Genomic DNA, 16,051 nt, shown 5'->3' with positions numbered 1-16,051 from the left:
CAGTTTAGTGGCCGCCGGCCCTACGGCGAACCCAGCACCATCCAGCGGTCCGACCGGGCGCGCAGGCCCAGCGTCAGCGCCCGGGCGGCCATATAGCCCAGCGCAAAGGCGGCCCACAGCCACACGAGGCCTGCAGCGGCGGACATGCCGGAGACAGCTACGGCCACGAGCATGGGGACGTACACAGCGAGGTTGACCACGCCAGCCAGCGCCAGGTACTTGGCGTCACCGGCGCCGATCAGCACGCCGTCCAGGACAAAAACATATCCGGCAAGGGGCTGGCCGGCGGCCAGGATCCACAGTGCGTAGGTCAGCACGGACTGCACGCCGGCGTCGGACGTGAACAGCGCTCCCGCCCACGGCGCCGCGACGGCCAGCAGGGCTCCCGTGACCACGCCGAATCCGACACCCCAGCGGATCATGGTCCGGGTCAGGTGCCGCGCCGTGACGGGGTTGGACGCGCCCAGTTCCTTGCCGATCAGGGCCTGGGCGGCGATTGCAAGGGCATCGAGGGCAAAGGCGAGGAACGAGAAGATGGTCATGGCCAGCTGGTGCGCCGCCAGGTTGACGGCACCTTGCCCCGTGACCACAAAAACCGTGGCCAGGATGGCAATGCGCAGGCTCAGCGTGCGGAGCATGAGCCACGAACCGACCCGGGTCATCGCGCGGATGCCGCTCCAGTCGGGCCAGAGGCTGATGCCGTGCCGGGCAGCATTGCGCTGGACCATCACCAGGTAGACGGCCGCCATGGCCCATTGCGCCACGCTGGTGCCTGCCGCCGAGCCTGCAACGGACCAGCCCAGCCCGTAGACCAGCCACAGGTTAAGGACAATATTCAGGGCAAATCCTGCGGTGGCCACGAGCAGCGGCGTCCTGGTGTCCTGCAATCCGCGCAGGACGCCCGTGCCCGCAAAGATGAGCAGCATGGCCACCAGGCCGGGCATGGACCAGCGCAGGTAGTCAACAGCGAAGGAACGCACGTCACCCTCAGCGCCCATCAGGGTGACCAGCGGTTCAGCCGCCCAGAATCCGGCCACCGCCAGGACTATGCCCAACAGAAGTGCCAGCCAGACGCCGTCGCGCCCTGCGGCGAGTGCCTTGCCCAGCTGGCCGTGTCCCATCGCGCGGGCCACCGCCGGGGTGGTGGAGTAGGCGAGGAACACCATCAGGCCGACGGCGGTGTGCAGCACGGCGGAAGCAAGTCCCACGCCGGCCAGCTGGGCCACGCCAAGATGGCCCACAATGGCCGAATCCGCGAGCAGGAACAGCGGTTCGGCGATCAGTGCGCCGAACGCCGGGACGGCAAGCCGCAGGATATCCCGGGCATGGCTGGCGGGACGCTGGACGGCAGCGGGGGCGGATTGGTTGGGCACGGTTTCAGCCTAACGGCCAGCCCCGACGACTTGGCGGCGCCGCTTCCGTGACGCCGGAAGTCGTGACAACGAACACAACCCAACGGAATTAGTTGACACTTCAACCAATAGTGCAGAACACTTGAAGCATGAACCAGTCACGCCTCACCACCACTGCCATCACCGTCCTGCGCGTCGCCCTCGGCTTCCTCTTCGCCGCCCACGGCTGGCAGAAGTTCACCGAATGGACCATCGCCGGCACCCAGGCCGCGTTCACCCAGATGGGCGTTCCGGCAGCCAACGTGTCAGCGCCCTTCGTCGCAGGCCTCGAATTGGCCGGCGGCATTGCCCTCATCCTGGGTGTGCTCACCCGCGTGGTGGCAGCCCTGCTGGCCGTCAATATGATCGGCGCCCTCTTCCTGGTGCATGCCTCGGCAGGAGTTTTCGCCGACAAGGGCGGGTACGAACTCGTACTGCTCCTTGGCACCGCGGCCCTGGCACTCGCACTCACCGGCGCCGGCCGGCTGTCCGTGGACCGCGCAGTGTTCGGCCGCATGAACAACAAGCTGGCAGTCCTCGCGTAAGGCAGACTCCCACAAAGGAAACGCAACGCCCGACGGCGGACAGGCACCCAGGTGCCGGTCCGCCGTCGGGCGTTAACGTCCCTAGCCGTCCGATCGTCAGCCCGTGACTCCGGTCAGTTCGTTGGGCACGTGGTCCAGGTCCGTGCTGCTGATGATCTTCCCGGATTTGAGATCCACGGCATGGATCCTGGAAGCCGCCGGCTCCGTGACGTAGGCGGTTGAACCCTGGACAAACAGGGTAGGGCGGGGATCCTGCCAGGCATCCGGCTCCGTCCAGGCGCCAACCACGGAAATGGCGGCGGTGACCTCGCCGGTCGTCGGATCAATCACATGAAGCGCGCCATCCGTGCCCAGCACCAGAGCCTCCCCGCCCGGACCGCGGCCCAGGGAACGGAAGGAGTAGCTGGTGCCCAGGTCCACCTGCTGCAGCGTCCCGGTGTCGGTGTTGACCAGCGAGATCCGGGTGGGCCGCTCCAGCTCGGCGTTCCGGTCGACCTTGTAGTCGCCAAGGATCACCGGTGACGCGGGGCTTCCAGCCTGGTTGCCCATGCGGCCATACGGGTCGGGGCTGGCAACCTTGGTGAAGGCGCCGCCGCGGTAAACCAGCATGCCGTCTTCACAGCCCACCACCACGGTTTCTTTTCCTGCCACGGCTTCGCCATGCACGCCGGGGCACTCCTCGTTGCGGAGCAGTTCAGTGCGCCCCTGCCCGCCATCGCCGGCCGGCGCACTCAGCAGCGCGAGGCCGTTGCGGCTTTCCTCGTTCCCAAGGGTGACCAACAGCTTCCCATCCTCCAGCGTAATGGCGACGCCGTGGTGAGCGTCCGGTGCGGTGTAGGTGCTGGTGGCTGGCAGGCCGGTTTTGAGTCCATCAGTCAGCGCGGCCGGATCAAGGACCTCCACCTTCCCCGAACCGTCGTTGAACAGCGCCGTCTTCCCGGCGTGGTTGACCACGTGACCGGCCTTGGTGGCACTGAAGGCCCGGTCCGTCAGCCGGGGTGCGGCGGCATAGGAGTGCCCATGGTCGCCGTGCGCCTCAGTCCATACGCCGGCATCGTAGACGCGGAAGGAATCTCCCGTGGCCACCAAGACGTGGCGGCCGTCGCCCGCCGGGCTGAGGCGGTTGAATCCCGCCAGGGGCGTGTCCCCCACCGGCTTCAGCGTTTTCGCGTCAAGAACCGTAATGCCCGCGTCGTGAGTCAGGACCAGGCGAGGGGACGGGGCCAGGCTTTCCTTCGCCTGCCCCGCCGCGGCAGAGGTGGACGTGCCGGCTGAGTCAGCGCCTCCGCTCGGCGACGGTCCTGAGCCCGCGCCCGGAGCAGCCCCGCACGCTGTGAGGAGCAGTGCCGAAACCGCCAGAAGTGCCGGGAGGGCCTGCGGGTAAGAGCGCATGAGGCCGGGATGTGTGTGAGCTTTTGTCATATTGCTAACGATAGTCATTATCAATAGTGACGCAAATTGGATGACCTCGGCTCCGTCATGGCGGGACGCTCAAGGCGACGCCTTTCACCCAAGACAACACACTTGACATCAAAGCTCCCGGAAACCCCGGCCATCCAGGCCGATCTGCTCGGTGACTGGCGTGAGGAAATTGCGTGGCCGTCGTCGGATATCACCTACACCGGCGCAAGGTAGCCTCCAGTAGTCCACAGACAGAACTGCCCTGTCCGCCCCAAAAGGTCGGGCGGGGCAGTTCCCGTTGCGGGTATGTGTCGGCCCCGACCCTCCGGTAACACCGCGCCTCAGTAAGATCGCAGCATGACTGAGACCGCGGCCAATTCCGTAACCCTCCGCTTCCTGGCTGCCCCCACGGATGTGGGCCACAGCGGCTCGGTGGATGCGGGGACCGTCCTCGAATGGGTGGACAAGGCTGCGTACGCTGCCGCCGTGGGCTGGGCCAAGTCCTACTGCGTCACCGCCTACGTGGGCAACATCCACTTCGCGGACCCGGTGAACAGCGGCGACATGGTGGAAGTGGAAGCCACCATCGTCTACACGGGACGCTCCTCCATGCACATCCGGACCGTCGTCTCGTCAAGCGATCCCAAGGGCGGGCCTGCCACGATGCGCAGCCAGTGCATGGTGATCTTTGTGGCGGTCGGCGACGACGGCAAGCCGGTACCGGTCAAACAGTTCGAACCGGCCACCGCAGCGGAAATCGAACAGCGGGACCACGCCCTGGCGCGGATCAAGGTCCGTGAACGCATTGTCGAAGCCATGAACGCCCAGGAATATACCGACGCCGGGACCGCCGAACGCGTGACGCTGCGGTTCGTTGCCGCCCCCACGGACGTTAACTGGGGCGGGAAAGTGCACGGCGGAATTGTGATGAAGTGGATCGACGAAGCCGCCTACGTCTGCGCGTCCCGCTACTGCGGCATGGACACCGTGGCGGTATTCTCCGGTGGCGTGCGCTTCTACCGGCCCCTGCTGATCGGCCATGTGGTGGAGGTCGAGGCCAGGCTGGTCTACACCGGGACCAAAGGCATGCACATCGCCGTACATGTGCGTTCCGGAGATCCGAAGGGCAAGGAACTGAACCTCACCACGTATTGCCTCACAGTGATGGTGGCGCGCGACGCCGACGGCAACTCGGTGCCCGTCCCCGGCTGGGTGCCGGTCTCGGCTGAGGATACGCGGCTGCATGCCCACGCCCGCGAACTGCTCGAAATTCGTGGAACCGCCCCGGGGAACCGGCTGCCCAACCACTTGCTGGGGCAGAGCTAAGACAAAGGAATCCACCTGCTGGGGCAGGGCTCAGCCAGCCGGGCGGGAACGACCCTAGAAGCCGCTGCCTCCGGCATCGGCCGCCATGTTGGCGAACCGCGAGTAGTGACCCTGGAATGCCACCACAATGTCCTTGGTGGGGCCGTTACGGTGCTTGGCGATCAGGATGTCCGCCTCGCCTGCGCGCGGGGATTCCTTGTCATAGACGTCCTCACGGTGCAGCAGGATGACCATGTCCGCATCCTGCTCGATGGAGCCGGATTCGCGGAGGTCAGAGACCATGGGCCGCTTGTCCTGGCGCTGCTCGGAGCCACGGTTGAGCTGCGACAGGGCGATGACCGGAACCTGGAGTTCCTTGGCCAGCAGCTTCAGCGCACGGGAGAACTCGGAGACTTCCTGCTGGCGTGACTCCACTTTCTTGCCGGAGCTCATGAGCTGCAGGTAATCCAGGATCACGAGCTTCAGGTCATGCTGCTGCTTGAGGCGTCGGCATTTGGCCCTGATTTCCATCAGCGACATGTTCGGGCTGTCATCGATGAAGAGCGGGGCATCATTCATCCGGCCCATGGTGGTGGCGATCTTGGACCATTGCTCGTCCTTGATGGTGCCCTTGCGAAGGTCCTGCAGGCCGATGGTTGCCTCGGCGGACAACAGGCGCATGGCGATTTCGTTCCGGCCCATTTCGAGAGAGAACATGACCGTGGCCAGGTTGTTCTTGATGGCCGCAGAGCGGGCGAAGTCCAGGGCAAACGTTGACTTACCCACTGCCGGACGGGCTGCAATAACGATCATCTGCCCCGGGTGCAGTCCATGGGTGAGTTCATCGAGTTCGTAGAACCCCGTGGGCACACCGGTCATGCCTTCCCCGCGGTGTCCGGACGCTTCGATCTCGTCCACCGTTGCTTCCATGACGTCCTTGAGGACCACGTAGTCCTCGGCTGTGCGCCGTTCCGCCACCGCGTAAACCTCGGCCTGCGCCTGGTTGACCAGGTCCTCCACCTCGCCGTCGGAGCCGTATCCCAGCTGGACGATCTTGGTGCCTGCATTGACGAGCCGGCGCAGAACGGCGCGCTCTGCCACAATTTCGGCGTAGTAGCCGGCATTGGCGGCCGTGGGGACAGTCTGGATGAGCTCGTGCAGGTAGGCGGGTCCGCCGATCCGGTTGATCTCTGCGCGCTTGGTCAGTTCGTCCGAGACGGTAACCGCATCCGCCGGCTCGCCGCGGCCGTAGAGGTCGATGATCGCCTCGTAGATGGTCTCGTGCGCAGGCCGGTAGAAGTCCTGGCCGCGGAGGATTTCCACAACGTCCGCGATGGCGTCCTTGGACAGCATCATGCCGCCGAGGACGGACTGCTCGGCTGGAATGTCCTGTGGTGGCTTACGGCTGCCTTCTGGTCCGCGGGTACCCTCGATCGAGTCCAGGTGCGTTACTGACAAAGCTGCCGTCCTCCATAGTGTGCCGCGACTTGATGCGGCGAGTAAGTCATTTACCTGCCGGGGCGCCCTCCTGCGGGACCTCCACGGGACGGCATACGTTCAGGTCTATCAGCGGCCTCCGACAATGAAGCCCGGCGGGCCCGATTGAAGCTTCCGCAACGTTGAGTCTGCGCAACGCGTGCGGGAGTTATCCCCATGTTCCGCAAGTTATCCACAGAAAGCGCCGCAGCAGCCGGACCGAAGTCCCCCACTGCTACGACAGCACATGTCCGCGACGGCGTCATAGCGCCCCTAAAGCAGGTATCCCGCAACGGTAGCCGCCACCGCCCCAGCGTCCAAGCCCACCAACCCGGAGGACTGTGGATAACCTGTGCACTAAGGGGCATAGCTTGTGCACAGCCTGTGGGTGAACCTGTGGAAACAAAAAAACTTTTGCCGTATATAGGCGCCTGACCTGCGAAAACGTTCGTCGAGGATGTGGACTAAATTCTTTTTTTCCCAACCTTCATCCACAGCTTGCGGCGCGGCGCTGTTGAAAGATCGGGCTTTCCGAGTGTCTCCACCGGCGATTCATGCCCGCTTGGTGATGCGCGGCACACCGCCAGGCATCTTTTGACGCCACAGCGAATCGGCTGTATGCAACGGCAGGAATGTGCTGTGGATAACGGGCATCTGACATAAGCTCTGACTATGGGCGATGTACTGATGGTGTTTCTGCCGGCCGGCGTGTTGGCAGCAATAATCTGGGCATTTACGACGGCCCTCAGACCCCGTAATTCCGGGACCTCCGACGCCGAGAAGTACCAGCAGGACCTGGCGCGGCGCTCCGCGGAGCACTATGCCGAGCAGGTACGCGTGGCAACAGCCGTGCGTGCCCGCCTGGAAGCCAACACCCGGCCCAGCCAGAACGAACAGCAGCAATCGCAGCAGGAAGACCATGCCCGGGCAGCACGGCGCGGGCAGTCCGGAGCGGGTGCCGGCCAGTATGGCTATGCGGCGCTCCCCGGCGGGATTCTGGACCCTCAGCTGGCCATGCAGTTGCAGACAATGGCGCACGACGGGCACAAGATCCAGGCCATCAAACTCCTCCGCCAGGCAACCCAAACGGACCTGGCGACAGCCAAAAAGTATGTAGATCGGCTTTAGAAATGGAATCGCTCGTGATCCCCGTTATCATCCTCGCGGTCGTAGCCGCCGGTGTCGCACTGGCTGCCCGGGCGGTCAGCAGGCGGCAGGCGGCCGTCAAGCAGGCCGGCACGGCCCCTGCGCCGGATCCGGTTGAGGTGGCCCGCCGGGCCGCCGCCAAGCTCTCTGAGGACCAGCACCGCAGGTTGTACGCGCTAATCGCCCAAGGACAGGCGATGGCGGCCATCAAGCTGTACTACGAGGCCACAGGAGAAGGACTGCGGGCATCCCGGGACGCGGTGGGGGCGTTGGCCGCCCACCCCCAGGCCTACCGCAGCCCTGCCGTTGAAGCGGCGGAGGCAGAGCCCGACGATGACGACACGCCCCAGCGGTTCCCCTACCGCTACCGCGCCATTGCCAGCAAGGGCGATGTGACGCGTGAGGTCAGCAGCAATATGCTCAACGACGAGATCTACGGCCGTATCCGCACGCTGGCGCGCAGTGGCGACACCGAAGGCGCCGCCACTGCCCTGACCAAGCACTCGGACATCTCCATGAAGCAGGCACGCGAGTTCATCGCCCTCCTGGACGACTAGGGCTCCTGGGCGACTACGCTCCTGGACGCCCAGGGCTCTCAGCCGCGGCACAGTGCGCCGTCCGCTTGTCAGAAGTCGAAGATGTCTCCCAGCCAGCCTTCCTTCTTTTTGGGCCGCCGGCGGTCGTGGTCGCGGTCATACCCCGGCTTGTCGTACTTCCGGTCGTCGTAGCGCGGCTGGTCGAAACGGGGCTGCTCGTACCGCGGCTGCTCGCGGCGGGGTTCAAAGTTCGGATACAGCGGGGGCGGAACCGGAGCAGCGACAGGCGCCGCGGCCGCCGGGCGCGCCGGCGTAGGAGCGCGGCCGTTCATAGCGTCGTTGGCGCGGTCGATGATCTTGTCCAGCTCACCGCGGTCCAGCCAGACGCCGCGGCACTGCGGGCAGTAGTCGATCTCGACGCCGCTGCGTTCGCTCATGATCAGGTCAATTGAATCCACAGGACACTTCATGTTCCGGTCAACGACCGGGGAGACCGAATAGTTCAGCAGCCGGGATCCCGGGCGCTGACGGGGAGCTTTGCGGAGGGGCGCGGACTTTGCGGACCGGCACGCCTTAGCGTCCGCCGGAAATGCCTGCCAGGAGCTGCGCGAACGGCAGGGACTCCAGTGCCGCCGGCTTGCGGCCGGGCTGATCCTCCGCGAGGAGGGCGGCAAACTCAGCCGCCGCACGGTCGATCCGCGACGAGAGGGGCGAGCCGCCGTCGTCCGTGTTTCCCCAGTCCTGGGGGCCGGCGAAAACGGCCGTAGCGGCCATCCTGGTGCGCAGGTAGCTGAACAGCGGGCGCATCGCGTACTCGAGAACCATCTGGTGGCGGTCAGTGCCTCCAGTGGCACCCAGGAGGACAGCCTTCCCGTCCAGGGACTTGGGGTCCAGGACGTCAATGAAGGACTTGAACAGGCCGCTGTAGGAGGCGCTGAACACCGGGCTGACGGCAATGATGCCGTCGGTTGCCTCCACGCCGGCAATGACATCCGCCAGGCGAGGGGCCGCATAGCCTGTGACAAAGTTGTTGGCGATGTCCACCGCGAGGTCCCGGAGTTCAACGACCTCAACCTTCACCTCAAAACCCGCATCGGCGAGGCGGTGCTCTGCTGCAGCGGCGAGCTGGTCGGCGAGCAGCCGGCTAGAGGACGGCACGCCCAGGCCGGCGGACAGTACGGTGATGCGGCGGGTTTCCACTTGGACTCCTGAGGTTCGATACAGCCTATGCTACATGTGTTTGCATGTATCGAGATAACCGATGCCTGTCCGCGTTTATTCCAGCGGTGCCAGGTCACCAGCGGTTGCACTCCGGGCGGAATGAAACGAGCATTTGCGTTTTCCGGGATGCGCGGGACGGGCACCCCTTCTACCTAAGGCGCTTGCGGGATATGTCCCCAATGCACCTAACAGATCACTCGGCGTTGCCCCTCCACACCTAGCTCTGGCGGGAGCACGAAATTCCCTATGTAGGACGCGATACAAAAAGCGAGTACTCAGTACTGGTGTTTACCTGGCCGGGCTGGTCATATGCTCAATTTACGGGCAGAGTCACTCGGCCGGGGGTTTCGAATTCCTCTAGAGGCACTGGCTGGATTAGTCGCCGGGGCCGAGACACCATCCGACCGAGACCACCCAGACAGGAGATGACCATGCGCACCTGGCAGAGCAAGGCACTGCACTTCGACATCCACGGCCGCATCACGATCCGCGTTGACGCAAAGGCGCCGTCAGCGACCCAGCTCCAGAGCATGTTGGCGTGTTTCGCCACCGACACCGAAAGGCCGGCCGACATCGTCGTCGATGCCGGGCCGGAGCCTATGCCGGATGCGGGTCTGCTCGAGCACGAGCTCGCGTACACGGGGAACAGCGTGCGCTTCCAAGCCGATCGGGTCCAGATCGTGAGAGACGCAGAGCAGTGGCGCATTCACGGGCCGGGCGAGCTGTTGACCTCCGTGGTCCCTGTTCTCGATGTCGCCATGGTCGGTCGAGGAGCCGGCATGATCCACGCGGCAACCATGGCGTACCGGGGTCACGCGATTGCGCTTCCCGCCGCCGGAGGGACCGGTAAAACGAGCACCGCCGCCAAGCTGATGCGGCGCGAGGGGTGGTCGTTCATGGGTGACGACTGGGCCTTCCTGGCCGAGGACGCCACGCTGCTCGGCTACGCGAAGCCGATGTTCATCAAGCCGCACCACCGGGACATCTACCCGCACCTGTTCGAAGGTGTCCGGAAGCCCCTCGTCCCGTCACGGCTCTCGGGGAGCGTCGGCCGTCTCACTACGGTGGTGCATCCGTACGTCATCCGTTATCCGCGCCTCGCGGACTTCTCCCGGCGATGGTCGCCGGAGCACCGCATGGTCGAGGCGGGGACCGCGTTCCCGGGGCGAGAAGTGACGACCTCGGCTCCGCTCGCGGCCGCCATCTACATCGAGCGCTTCGAGGGCGCCCGGTCTCGGATCGTCGAACGGACAACCGAGTGGATGGTCGACCGCATGATCGGCAATTTCCACATCGAGATGGCGGGCTTCTCGCAGCGGGTCGTGACTGGCCTGGCGGCCACGTCCGTCCTCCCGTGGCGCGAGCACTTCGCGGCGAAGGGGGTCGTGCTGAGCAAGGCACTCGACGGACGTCCCTGCCACCTGCTGCAGGTGCCCTCCGCGTACACGGCGGACGAAGCGTCGGACGACATCGTCCGGTATCTCGAGGAGCTGCTGCCGTCGGTCCTCGACCAGGAGGCCTGAGGTGCGGGACACAGAGGGTCACAGCCCTGCCGAGGTCACCGCGGTCGTTCCGGCCCGCAACGCGGAGCACCTGCTCCCGCGCTGTCTGGGGGCCCTGCGTCAGTCAGGTGTAGCCGAGATCATCGTGGTGGACGGATGCTCCACCGACCGCACCGTCGACCTCGCCCTCGCGGCCGGCGCCCGGGTCCTGAGTGACGAGGGGCGCGGCCTGCCATGGGCTCGAACGCTCGGTGTGCAGAGCAGCAGCACCCGTTGGGTCCTGCTCGTCGACGCCGACGTCGTGTTCGGGCCCACGGGGGTTGCCGACCTGCTCACGGAGCTGGTCGAAGGCGGCCACGACGCCCTCCAGGCCGGTCTGGAGAGTGTTGCTGGACCGGGCTACTGGGGGCAGGCGCTGGCACATCACCATCGCACCGGCCGCAGCCGCAACTGGTTCGGGCTCGTGGCGACGGTCGTGGACCGGGACCTGATGCTGGGCGTGGGTTTCGACGACTCGTTCAAGTCGGGAGAAGACATCGAGCTGCGTTGGCGGATGCGGGAGTCAGGGCTGCGAACGGCGGTGTCACGCCGGGTCGTCGTCGAACATCGTTTCGCCGCAGACGACTTCGACTTCGCGCTCGACCAGTTCCTCATGGACGGAACGGGACTGGGACGGATGGTCCGCAAGCACGGCTGGCGCGGTGCGAGGTTGGCGCTGCTGCCCTTCGCCGCAGCAGTCCGGGGCAGCGCCTTGAGCCTCGCCGCGGGCCAGCCTCGGTGGCTGCGCTACTACTTCGCCTTCTGCTGGTATAACTACGCCGGCCTGGCGAAGGGGTTGCGGCGTGAGCGCTGAGCGGGGGACCACTGTCAGGGACGGCTCGACCGTCCGGCACTCCGCCTTGCGCAGCTCGCTCGGCCTCATCGTGGGCAAAGCCGCCCAGACGGGCGCGGGTTTCGCCTTCTGGGTCGTGGCCGCGCGCGCGACGTCCGACCGTGAGGTCGGGCTCACCATGGCCGCCGTCGCGGCGGTGATGATCTGCACGCAGCTCGCGGTGCTGGGCGCCGGGTCGGCCGTGATCGTCGCGGTGGGGCGAGGGGAGCCGCCCGCGCGGGTGCTGGACGCGGCGTTCGCCATCGTGGGGGTCGCCGGCACCGTGCTGGCCCTCGGCTACCTCGTGCTGCAGTCGGCCGTGACGCCGGACACGGCCTCGCTATCGGTTCTCTTCTGGCTCACGTTCCTCGTGGCTGCCGTCACCGGCACCCTGGTCATCGTGCTGGACCAGGCGCTCGTGGCGTTGGGACGCGGTTCCAGCGCGACCTTGAGGTACGCGTTGGGCGGCGGGGTCTCACTCGGGGCTGCAGCACTCGTGTCCTGGGGGGCGCATGGCGCCTCCGCCGACGTGCTGATGGCCTGCTGGACCCTCGGGACGACCGTGGCGTGCGTCGTCGGTGCAGTCCAGCTGCGAAGACTGGTCGGCTACCGGCCGCGATTGTCCTTGCGCCCGGCGCGCGGCCGTCCACTGCTGGCGGTGGGCCTTCCGTACCAGCTCCTCACCCTCACCGAGCGCGCTCCGGGGCTGGTGCTGCCGCTCCTGCTCGCGCACATGGTGGCGCCGGAGGCAGCTGCCTACTGGTATCCCGCATGGATGATGGCCTGGGCCGCCTACTCAGCCCCGATGCTGATGGGCATCGTCCAGTTCTCCGAGGGTGTCCGCGATCCGGCGCGCCTGGTGTCGACCACCTGGGCGAGTCTCCGTTGGTCACTCGTCGTAGGAGGCCTGGCTGCCGCCGTCCTCGTCCTCCTCGCCCACCCGCTGCTCAGCCTGCTGGGGGAGCGGTACGCCGACTCGTCCGCCGGAGCTCTGCGGTGGTTGGCGGCCGGACTCGTGCCGTACGCGGTGCTGCAGGCCTACAACGCCATGTGCCGGGCCCTCGGTCGCTACACGGAGGCGATCGTGGTCGGCGTGATCCTCGGAGTCGCCCTCTGCGCCGCAGCGCTGTGGACCGCCGACAGGGGCCCCAGCGCCATGGCCCTTGCGTGGCTGGTGGTGCTCTCCATCGGTGCCGCGGCGGTCGGCCTTCGGCTGCTCGCCGTCCTCCGGCGCGTAAGGAAGGACGCACGATGAGACACACGATGACCGGCACGCTCGATGCGACCAGCCGCACGGAGGGACGCTGGAAGCCCCGTGACGTGTGGTGCGCGCTGGCGGGAGTCGTATCGCTGACGCTTGCAGTGGGGGCCGCCTCCACGGTGACCGTGCCCGTGAACAGCGATCTGGGGCTCGTGGCCGTGCTGCCCTACCCGTTCTGGGCTGGGGTCCTGCTTCTGAACGTCGCCTTCGTCGTGGCGCTGCGGGGGGATACCGCGGGCCCGGCGCGACGCCCGGTCATGATATGGCTCATCGTGGTGCTCGTGCTTGTGCTCTTCGGGACCGCAGCCTTCGTGACGGACGTACCGCGGGGTGAGGTCGCGTTCCGTCACCTCGGCGTCGCCGACGCCCTCTCGCGCACGCAGGGGATCGACCCGGACATCGACGGATACTTCAACTGGCCGGGTTTCTTCGCGCTCCTGGCGACGCTGCTCCGGGCGACCGGTCTTGACCCGGTGGCCGTTGCCCTGTGGGCACCGGTGCTCAACATGGGTCTGTGGCTCGCTGCCCTGGGCGTGCTGACCGGCTACCTGACCCGCGATCCGCGACGGCGCTGGCTCGTGCTCTGGGTCTTCTGCCTCGGCAGCTGGCAGGACCAGGACTACCTGTCTCCCCAGGCCTTCGGCTTCTTCCTGTACCTCGTCGTGGTCGCGCTGCTCGTCGGCCCGTTGGCCGCGCGGGCTCCCGAGATCCGCGGCTACCGACGCGCCGACCTGGTGGCGTGGTGGCGAGGGCGGTCGCCCGCCGAGCCCCGGTCGGGGCACCGGGTGAGCGCGCTCGTGGTGACGCTATTGCTCGTCACGGTCATCTGCGCGAGCCATCAGCTGACGCCGTTCATGGTGCTTATCGCCATCACCGCTCTCACCCTGAGCGGACGTGTCTGGCCGAGCCGGCTGCCCCTGATCGCCGTGGTCGTGCTGACGCTGTGGCTCGCCTACCCCGCGAGTGCATACCTCATCGGGAACCCACCCCTGGCGGAAGCAGGACTGCAGGCCGCGACCGAGGCGAACGTCATCGACCGCCTCGACGGGACCGCTGGGCACGTGCTGGTGGTGCAGGTCCGGATCGTTCTCACCCTAGTGCTGTGGGCGCTTGCCGCGGCGGGGGCGGTGCGCGACTGGCGCAGAGGACGTCTCGACATCCGGGTGGTCCTCCTGGCCGCCACCCCACTGCTGCTCTTCCCCGCGCAGTTGTACGGCGGGGAGATGCTCATCCGCGTCTCGCTGTTCGCGCTGCCCTTCATCGCCGTGCAGGCGTGCTCGGTCCTGCTTCCCACGGAGGGCAGCACACGCCCCTCCTCCCGCGCCGCTGGGGGCCTTGCGCTCACCTGCTTCCTGCTGGCCGTGCTGACCGTGACGGGCCGGTTCGGGAACGCCCAGTATGACGTCTTCACCGATGATGAGATCGCCGCCGTCGCCGCCGTGCAGCGTCTCGCGCCCCCCGGCTCGACGATCATCTCGGCTGCCCACCCGACGCCATGGCGCAGCGAGGCGTACCTCGAACACCGGGCCCGGACGATCGACGACATGTGCCGGTCCGACTTGTCGACGGCGGCGTGCGGCCCACTTGTTTACGACTACGCACGACACAGCCCTGGCGGTGCCGTCGTGTTGCTCACGCGCTCGTCGGAGGCGAGTCTCGTGGTGCAGGGCGCCAGCAGCGCGGGCGGCTTCGCCGAGCTGGAGAAGTGGCTGAGCGTGCAGGACGGCGTGGAGCTCGCGTTCAGCAACGTCGACGCACGCGTGTACCGGGTGACGCCATGAGCGGCGGCGGCGTCAGCCGGCTCACCGTGGCGCTCGGTCTCGCGGCCGTCGCGCTGTCGGTGGTGACCCTCGTCGGGCTGCCGACACCGCTGCAGGCGGTGGCCGCGATAGCTGTCCTGATCCTGCTCCCGGGGCAGGCACTGGCCCGACTCATGCAGGTGACCGACCTCGCGCTCGGCGCACTGCTCGTCCTGGCGCTCGGCCTCGCCACGCTCACGGCGGTGTCCACGGCGATGTTCTACCTCGCTGTGTGGTCCTGGCAGGCGTGCGTCGTCACGATGGGCGTTATCACCATCCTCGCGTGCATGGCACGCGCACGGCAGGAGGCGGCGTCATGATCGACGTCATTATCAACCTGGCGGGACTGCTCGCGGCTGCCGCCCTGCTGGTCACTCTCGTCGCGCTCGAGGTCCGACGCGCCGGACCAGACACCGGGCAGCCCACACGCCCGAGGCTCCTCGGCCGAACTGTGAGCCGCTGGGTCGTCGCCGTCATGTGGACGATGTACCTGCTCCTCTTCCTTCCACGAGTGCTGGGACTACTCGTGTGAGCAACGCGGCGCGGTGGTGGCTCCTCAGCGACCTCCACCTGGGTGTGTCGGACGACGACCCCCGGTGCCCCGGCAGAGTGCTGCCCGAGTTCCTGCACCGCGAAGTGCTCGCAGCCTCAGCTCCGCAGCAGCACGTCGCCTTCGTCGGTGACACGTTCGAGCTGGTCGGGTTCACCGAGGACGAGAGCCTGGCCCGGCTCGAGTCCATCCTCGCCCGCCACCTCGACACGTTCCGGGCGCTGAAGGCGTGTGCGGCGCGCGGCGTGCAGCTGCACTTCGTGTGCGGCAACCACGACGTGGAGTTGGCCCGGCCCTCGGTTGCCGCCCGCCTGTCGGCGGTGCTGTCACCCGCCGACCCAACACGGGTCCGGGTGCACCCGTGGTTCCTGCACGTGCCCCACGTGCTCGTGGCCGAGCACGGGCACCAGCACCACGCGCTGCACCGGACGCCCGAAGTGCTCCGCGCGGCGGTCAACGGCACCGACGAACTGAACCTACCCCCGCTCGCCGCCTGGAACGCCCATCCATCGAGGTCGCACCTGAGCCGTGCCGGGGCCGTTGCCTGGGCCTGCCTGGCGTCCGAGCGGGCGGAACGCCGCGTCCGGGAGCTCCCGTACGACGAGCTGTTGCAGACCGAATCACTGCGGCTCGCGCTCGAGGGGGTGGCCGTTCGGGACCTGGCGCGCCTGTCCCGGTTCCGGACGGTGTCGGCGCTCCCGGTCGCCGCGACTCGCATGGTACTCTCGGCCACCGGGCGCAGGGTCGCCGGCGAGAAGGCTCCTGCTGCAGCGGGCCGGTTCGCACGTACCCTCGAGGCGCACGGTTCCGGAGTGGCCTGGTACGTCTCGGGCCACACCCACCGGGCCCTCGAGTCGGCGCTTGAGGCGTGCCCCACCCGATACGTCAACACCGGCACGTGGTGTTCGGACGTCCGCGGTCGCGGACCTGACCAGTCGGACCGTCGGGCGTTCCCGTACGCCGTGGTCGACGTCGCCCGCGACGGCACCACCAGCGGCGGGCTGCGGTACTGGCGTCCGGACGGTGGCTGAGCCCGGCATCTCGCCG

Annotated in this window: 17 protein-coding genes; 12 read left to right on the top strand and 5 right to left on the bottom strand. The window is 67.2% G+C overall.

From position 1 onward, the window contains the following. Positions 1-20: 20 nt before the first annotated feature. Complete coding sequence (locus ASG77_RS04695; protein WP_056341747.1) at positions 21-1,373, bottom strand: MATE family efflux transporter; 1,353 nt, start codon at positions 1,371-1,373, stop codon at positions 21-23. Between the two features lie 128 nt (positions 1,374-1,501). Here ASG77_RS04695 and ASG77_RS04690 point away from each other — a divergent pair, with 128 nt between their 5' ends. Further along, positions 1,502-1,936, top strand: coding sequence for a DoxX family protein (locus ASG77_RS04690; protein WP_056341743.1), 435 nt, complete (start codon positions 1,502-1,504; stop codon positions 1,934-1,936). A 96-nt stretch (positions 1,937-2,032) separates the two neighbouring features. Here the strand turns inward: ASG77_RS04690 and aztD are convergent, their stop codons facing one another. After that, on the bottom strand, positions 2,033-3,358 hold the full coding sequence (gene aztD / locus ASG77_RS04685; RefSeq protein ID WP_235564324.1) for a zinc metallochaperone AztD: 1,326 nt from the start codon (positions 3,356-3,358) through the stop codon (positions 2,033-2,035). Positions 3,359-3,460: 102 nt separating this feature from the next. On the opposite strand from aztD, the gene ASG77_RS22895 reads away from it, so the two are divergent. Beyond that, entirely contained in the window at positions 3,461-3,571 is a 111-nt protein-coding gene (locus tag ASG77_RS22895) for a rhamnogalacturonan lyase family protein (RefSeq protein WP_327019609.1), read from the top strand. A 123-nt stretch (positions 3,572-3,694) separates the two neighbouring features. After that, positions 3,695-4,663, top strand: a complete 969-nt coding sequence (locus ASG77_RS04680; protein WP_056341739.1) for an acyl-CoA thioesterase — start codon at positions 3,695-3,697, stop codon at positions 4,661-4,663. A 54-nt stretch (positions 4,664-4,717) separates the two neighbouring features. Here the strand turns inward: ASG77_RS04680 and dnaB are convergent, their stop codons facing one another. After that, positions 4,718-6,100, bottom strand: a complete 1,383-nt coding sequence (dnaB, locus tag ASG77_RS04675; protein ID WP_056341736.1) for a replicative DNA helicase — start codon at positions 6,098-6,100, stop codon at positions 4,718-4,720. Positions 6,101-6,790: 690 nt separating this feature from the next. Here dnaB and ASG77_RS04670 point away from each other — a divergent pair. After that, positions 6,791-7,246 carry a hypothetical protein gene (locus ASG77_RS04670; protein WP_056341733.1) on the top strand — a complete coding sequence of 152 codons (456 nt, stop codon included), beginning with the start codon at positions 6,791-6,793 and terminating at the stop codon, positions 7,244-7,246. A 2-nt stretch (positions 7,247-7,248) separates the two neighbouring features. Continuing rightward, complete coding sequence (locus ASG77_RS04665) at positions 7,249-7,821, top strand: hypothetical protein (protein WP_056341730.1); 573 nt, start codon at positions 7,249-7,251, stop codon at positions 7,819-7,821. 68 nt (positions 7,822-7,889) lie between these two features. On the opposite strand, the gene ASG77_RS04660 is transcribed toward ASG77_RS04665, so the two are convergent. Together ASG77_RS04660 and ASG77_RS04655 are read right to left on the bottom strand one after the other, a co-directional pair. Beyond that, positions 7,890-8,270 carry a TFIIB-type zinc ribbon-containing protein gene (locus ASG77_RS04660; RefSeq protein WP_056341728.1) on the bottom strand — a complete coding sequence of 127 codons (381 nt, stop codon included), beginning with the start codon at positions 8,268-8,270 and terminating at the stop codon, positions 7,890-7,892. 103 nt (positions 8,271-8,373) lie between these two features. Further along, positions 8,374-9,000: a CE1759 family FMN reductase gene (locus ASG77_RS04655; protein WP_056341725.1), complete on the bottom strand. Its 627-nt coding sequence runs from the start codon at positions 8,998-9,000 to the stop codon at positions 8,374-8,376. Positions 9,001-9,452: 452 nt separating this feature from the next. On the opposite strand from ASG77_RS04655, the gene ASG77_RS04650 reads away from it, so the two are divergent. Genes ASG77_RS04650 through ASG77_RS04620 form a run of 7 tightly spaced genes read left to right on the top strand, consistent with a single transcriptional unit; the run spans position 9,453 to position 16,035 of the window. Then, positions 9,453-10,544, top strand: coding sequence for a hypothetical protein (locus ASG77_RS04650; RefSeq protein ID WP_056341721.1), 1,092 nt, complete (start codon positions 9,453-9,455; stop codon positions 10,542-10,544). A 1-nt stretch (position 10,545) separates the two neighbouring features. Further along, positions 10,546-11,376, top strand: coding sequence for a glycosyltransferase (locus ASG77_RS04645; protein WP_056341717.1), 831 nt, complete (start codon positions 10,546-10,548; stop codon positions 11,374-11,376). Further along, positions 11,366-12,649: a lipopolysaccharide biosynthesis protein gene (locus tag ASG77_RS04640; protein ID WP_056341713.1), complete on the top strand. Its 1,284-nt coding sequence runs from the start codon at positions 11,366-11,368 to the stop codon at positions 12,647-12,649. The genes ASG77_RS04645 and ASG77_RS04640 overlap by 11 nt, the downstream gene beginning before the upstream one ends. A gap of 8 nt (positions 12,650-12,657) precedes the next feature. After that, positions 12,658-14,436, top strand: coding sequence for a hypothetical protein (locus ASG77_RS04635; protein WP_056342130.1), 1,779 nt, complete (start codon positions 12,658-12,660; stop codon positions 14,434-14,436). Continuing rightward, positions 14,433-14,774 (top strand): hypothetical protein, encoded by a 342-nt coding sequence (locus tag ASG77_RS04630; protein WP_056341709.1) that lies wholly within the window; start codon positions 14,433-14,435, stop codon positions 14,772-14,774. The genes ASG77_RS04635 and ASG77_RS04630 overlap by 4 nt, the downstream gene beginning before the upstream one ends. Then, positions 14,771-14,986 carry a hypothetical protein gene (locus ASG77_RS04625; protein ID WP_056341705.1) on the top strand — a complete coding sequence of 72 codons (216 nt, stop codon included), beginning with the start codon at positions 14,771-14,773 and terminating at the stop codon, positions 14,984-14,986. Before ASG77_RS04630 ends, ASG77_RS04625 begins: the two co-directional genes overlap by 4 nt. Then, positions 14,983-16,035, top strand: a complete 1,053-nt coding sequence (locus ASG77_RS04620) for a hypothetical protein (RefSeq protein ID WP_056341702.1) — start codon at positions 14,983-14,985, stop codon at positions 16,033-16,035. The genes ASG77_RS04625 and ASG77_RS04620 overlap by 4 nt, the downstream gene beginning before the upstream one ends. Positions 16,036-16,051: the final 16 nt, after the last annotated feature.

Source organism: Arthrobacter sp. Soil762 (assembly GCF_001428335.1).
In the GTDB taxonomy this organism is placed as follows: domain Bacteria; phylum Actinomycetota; class Actinomycetes; order Actinomycetales; family Micrococcaceae; genus Arthrobacter.
Note: the sequence above shows the minus strand (reverse complement) of the source record. Positions and strands in the feature narration are given on the sequence as shown.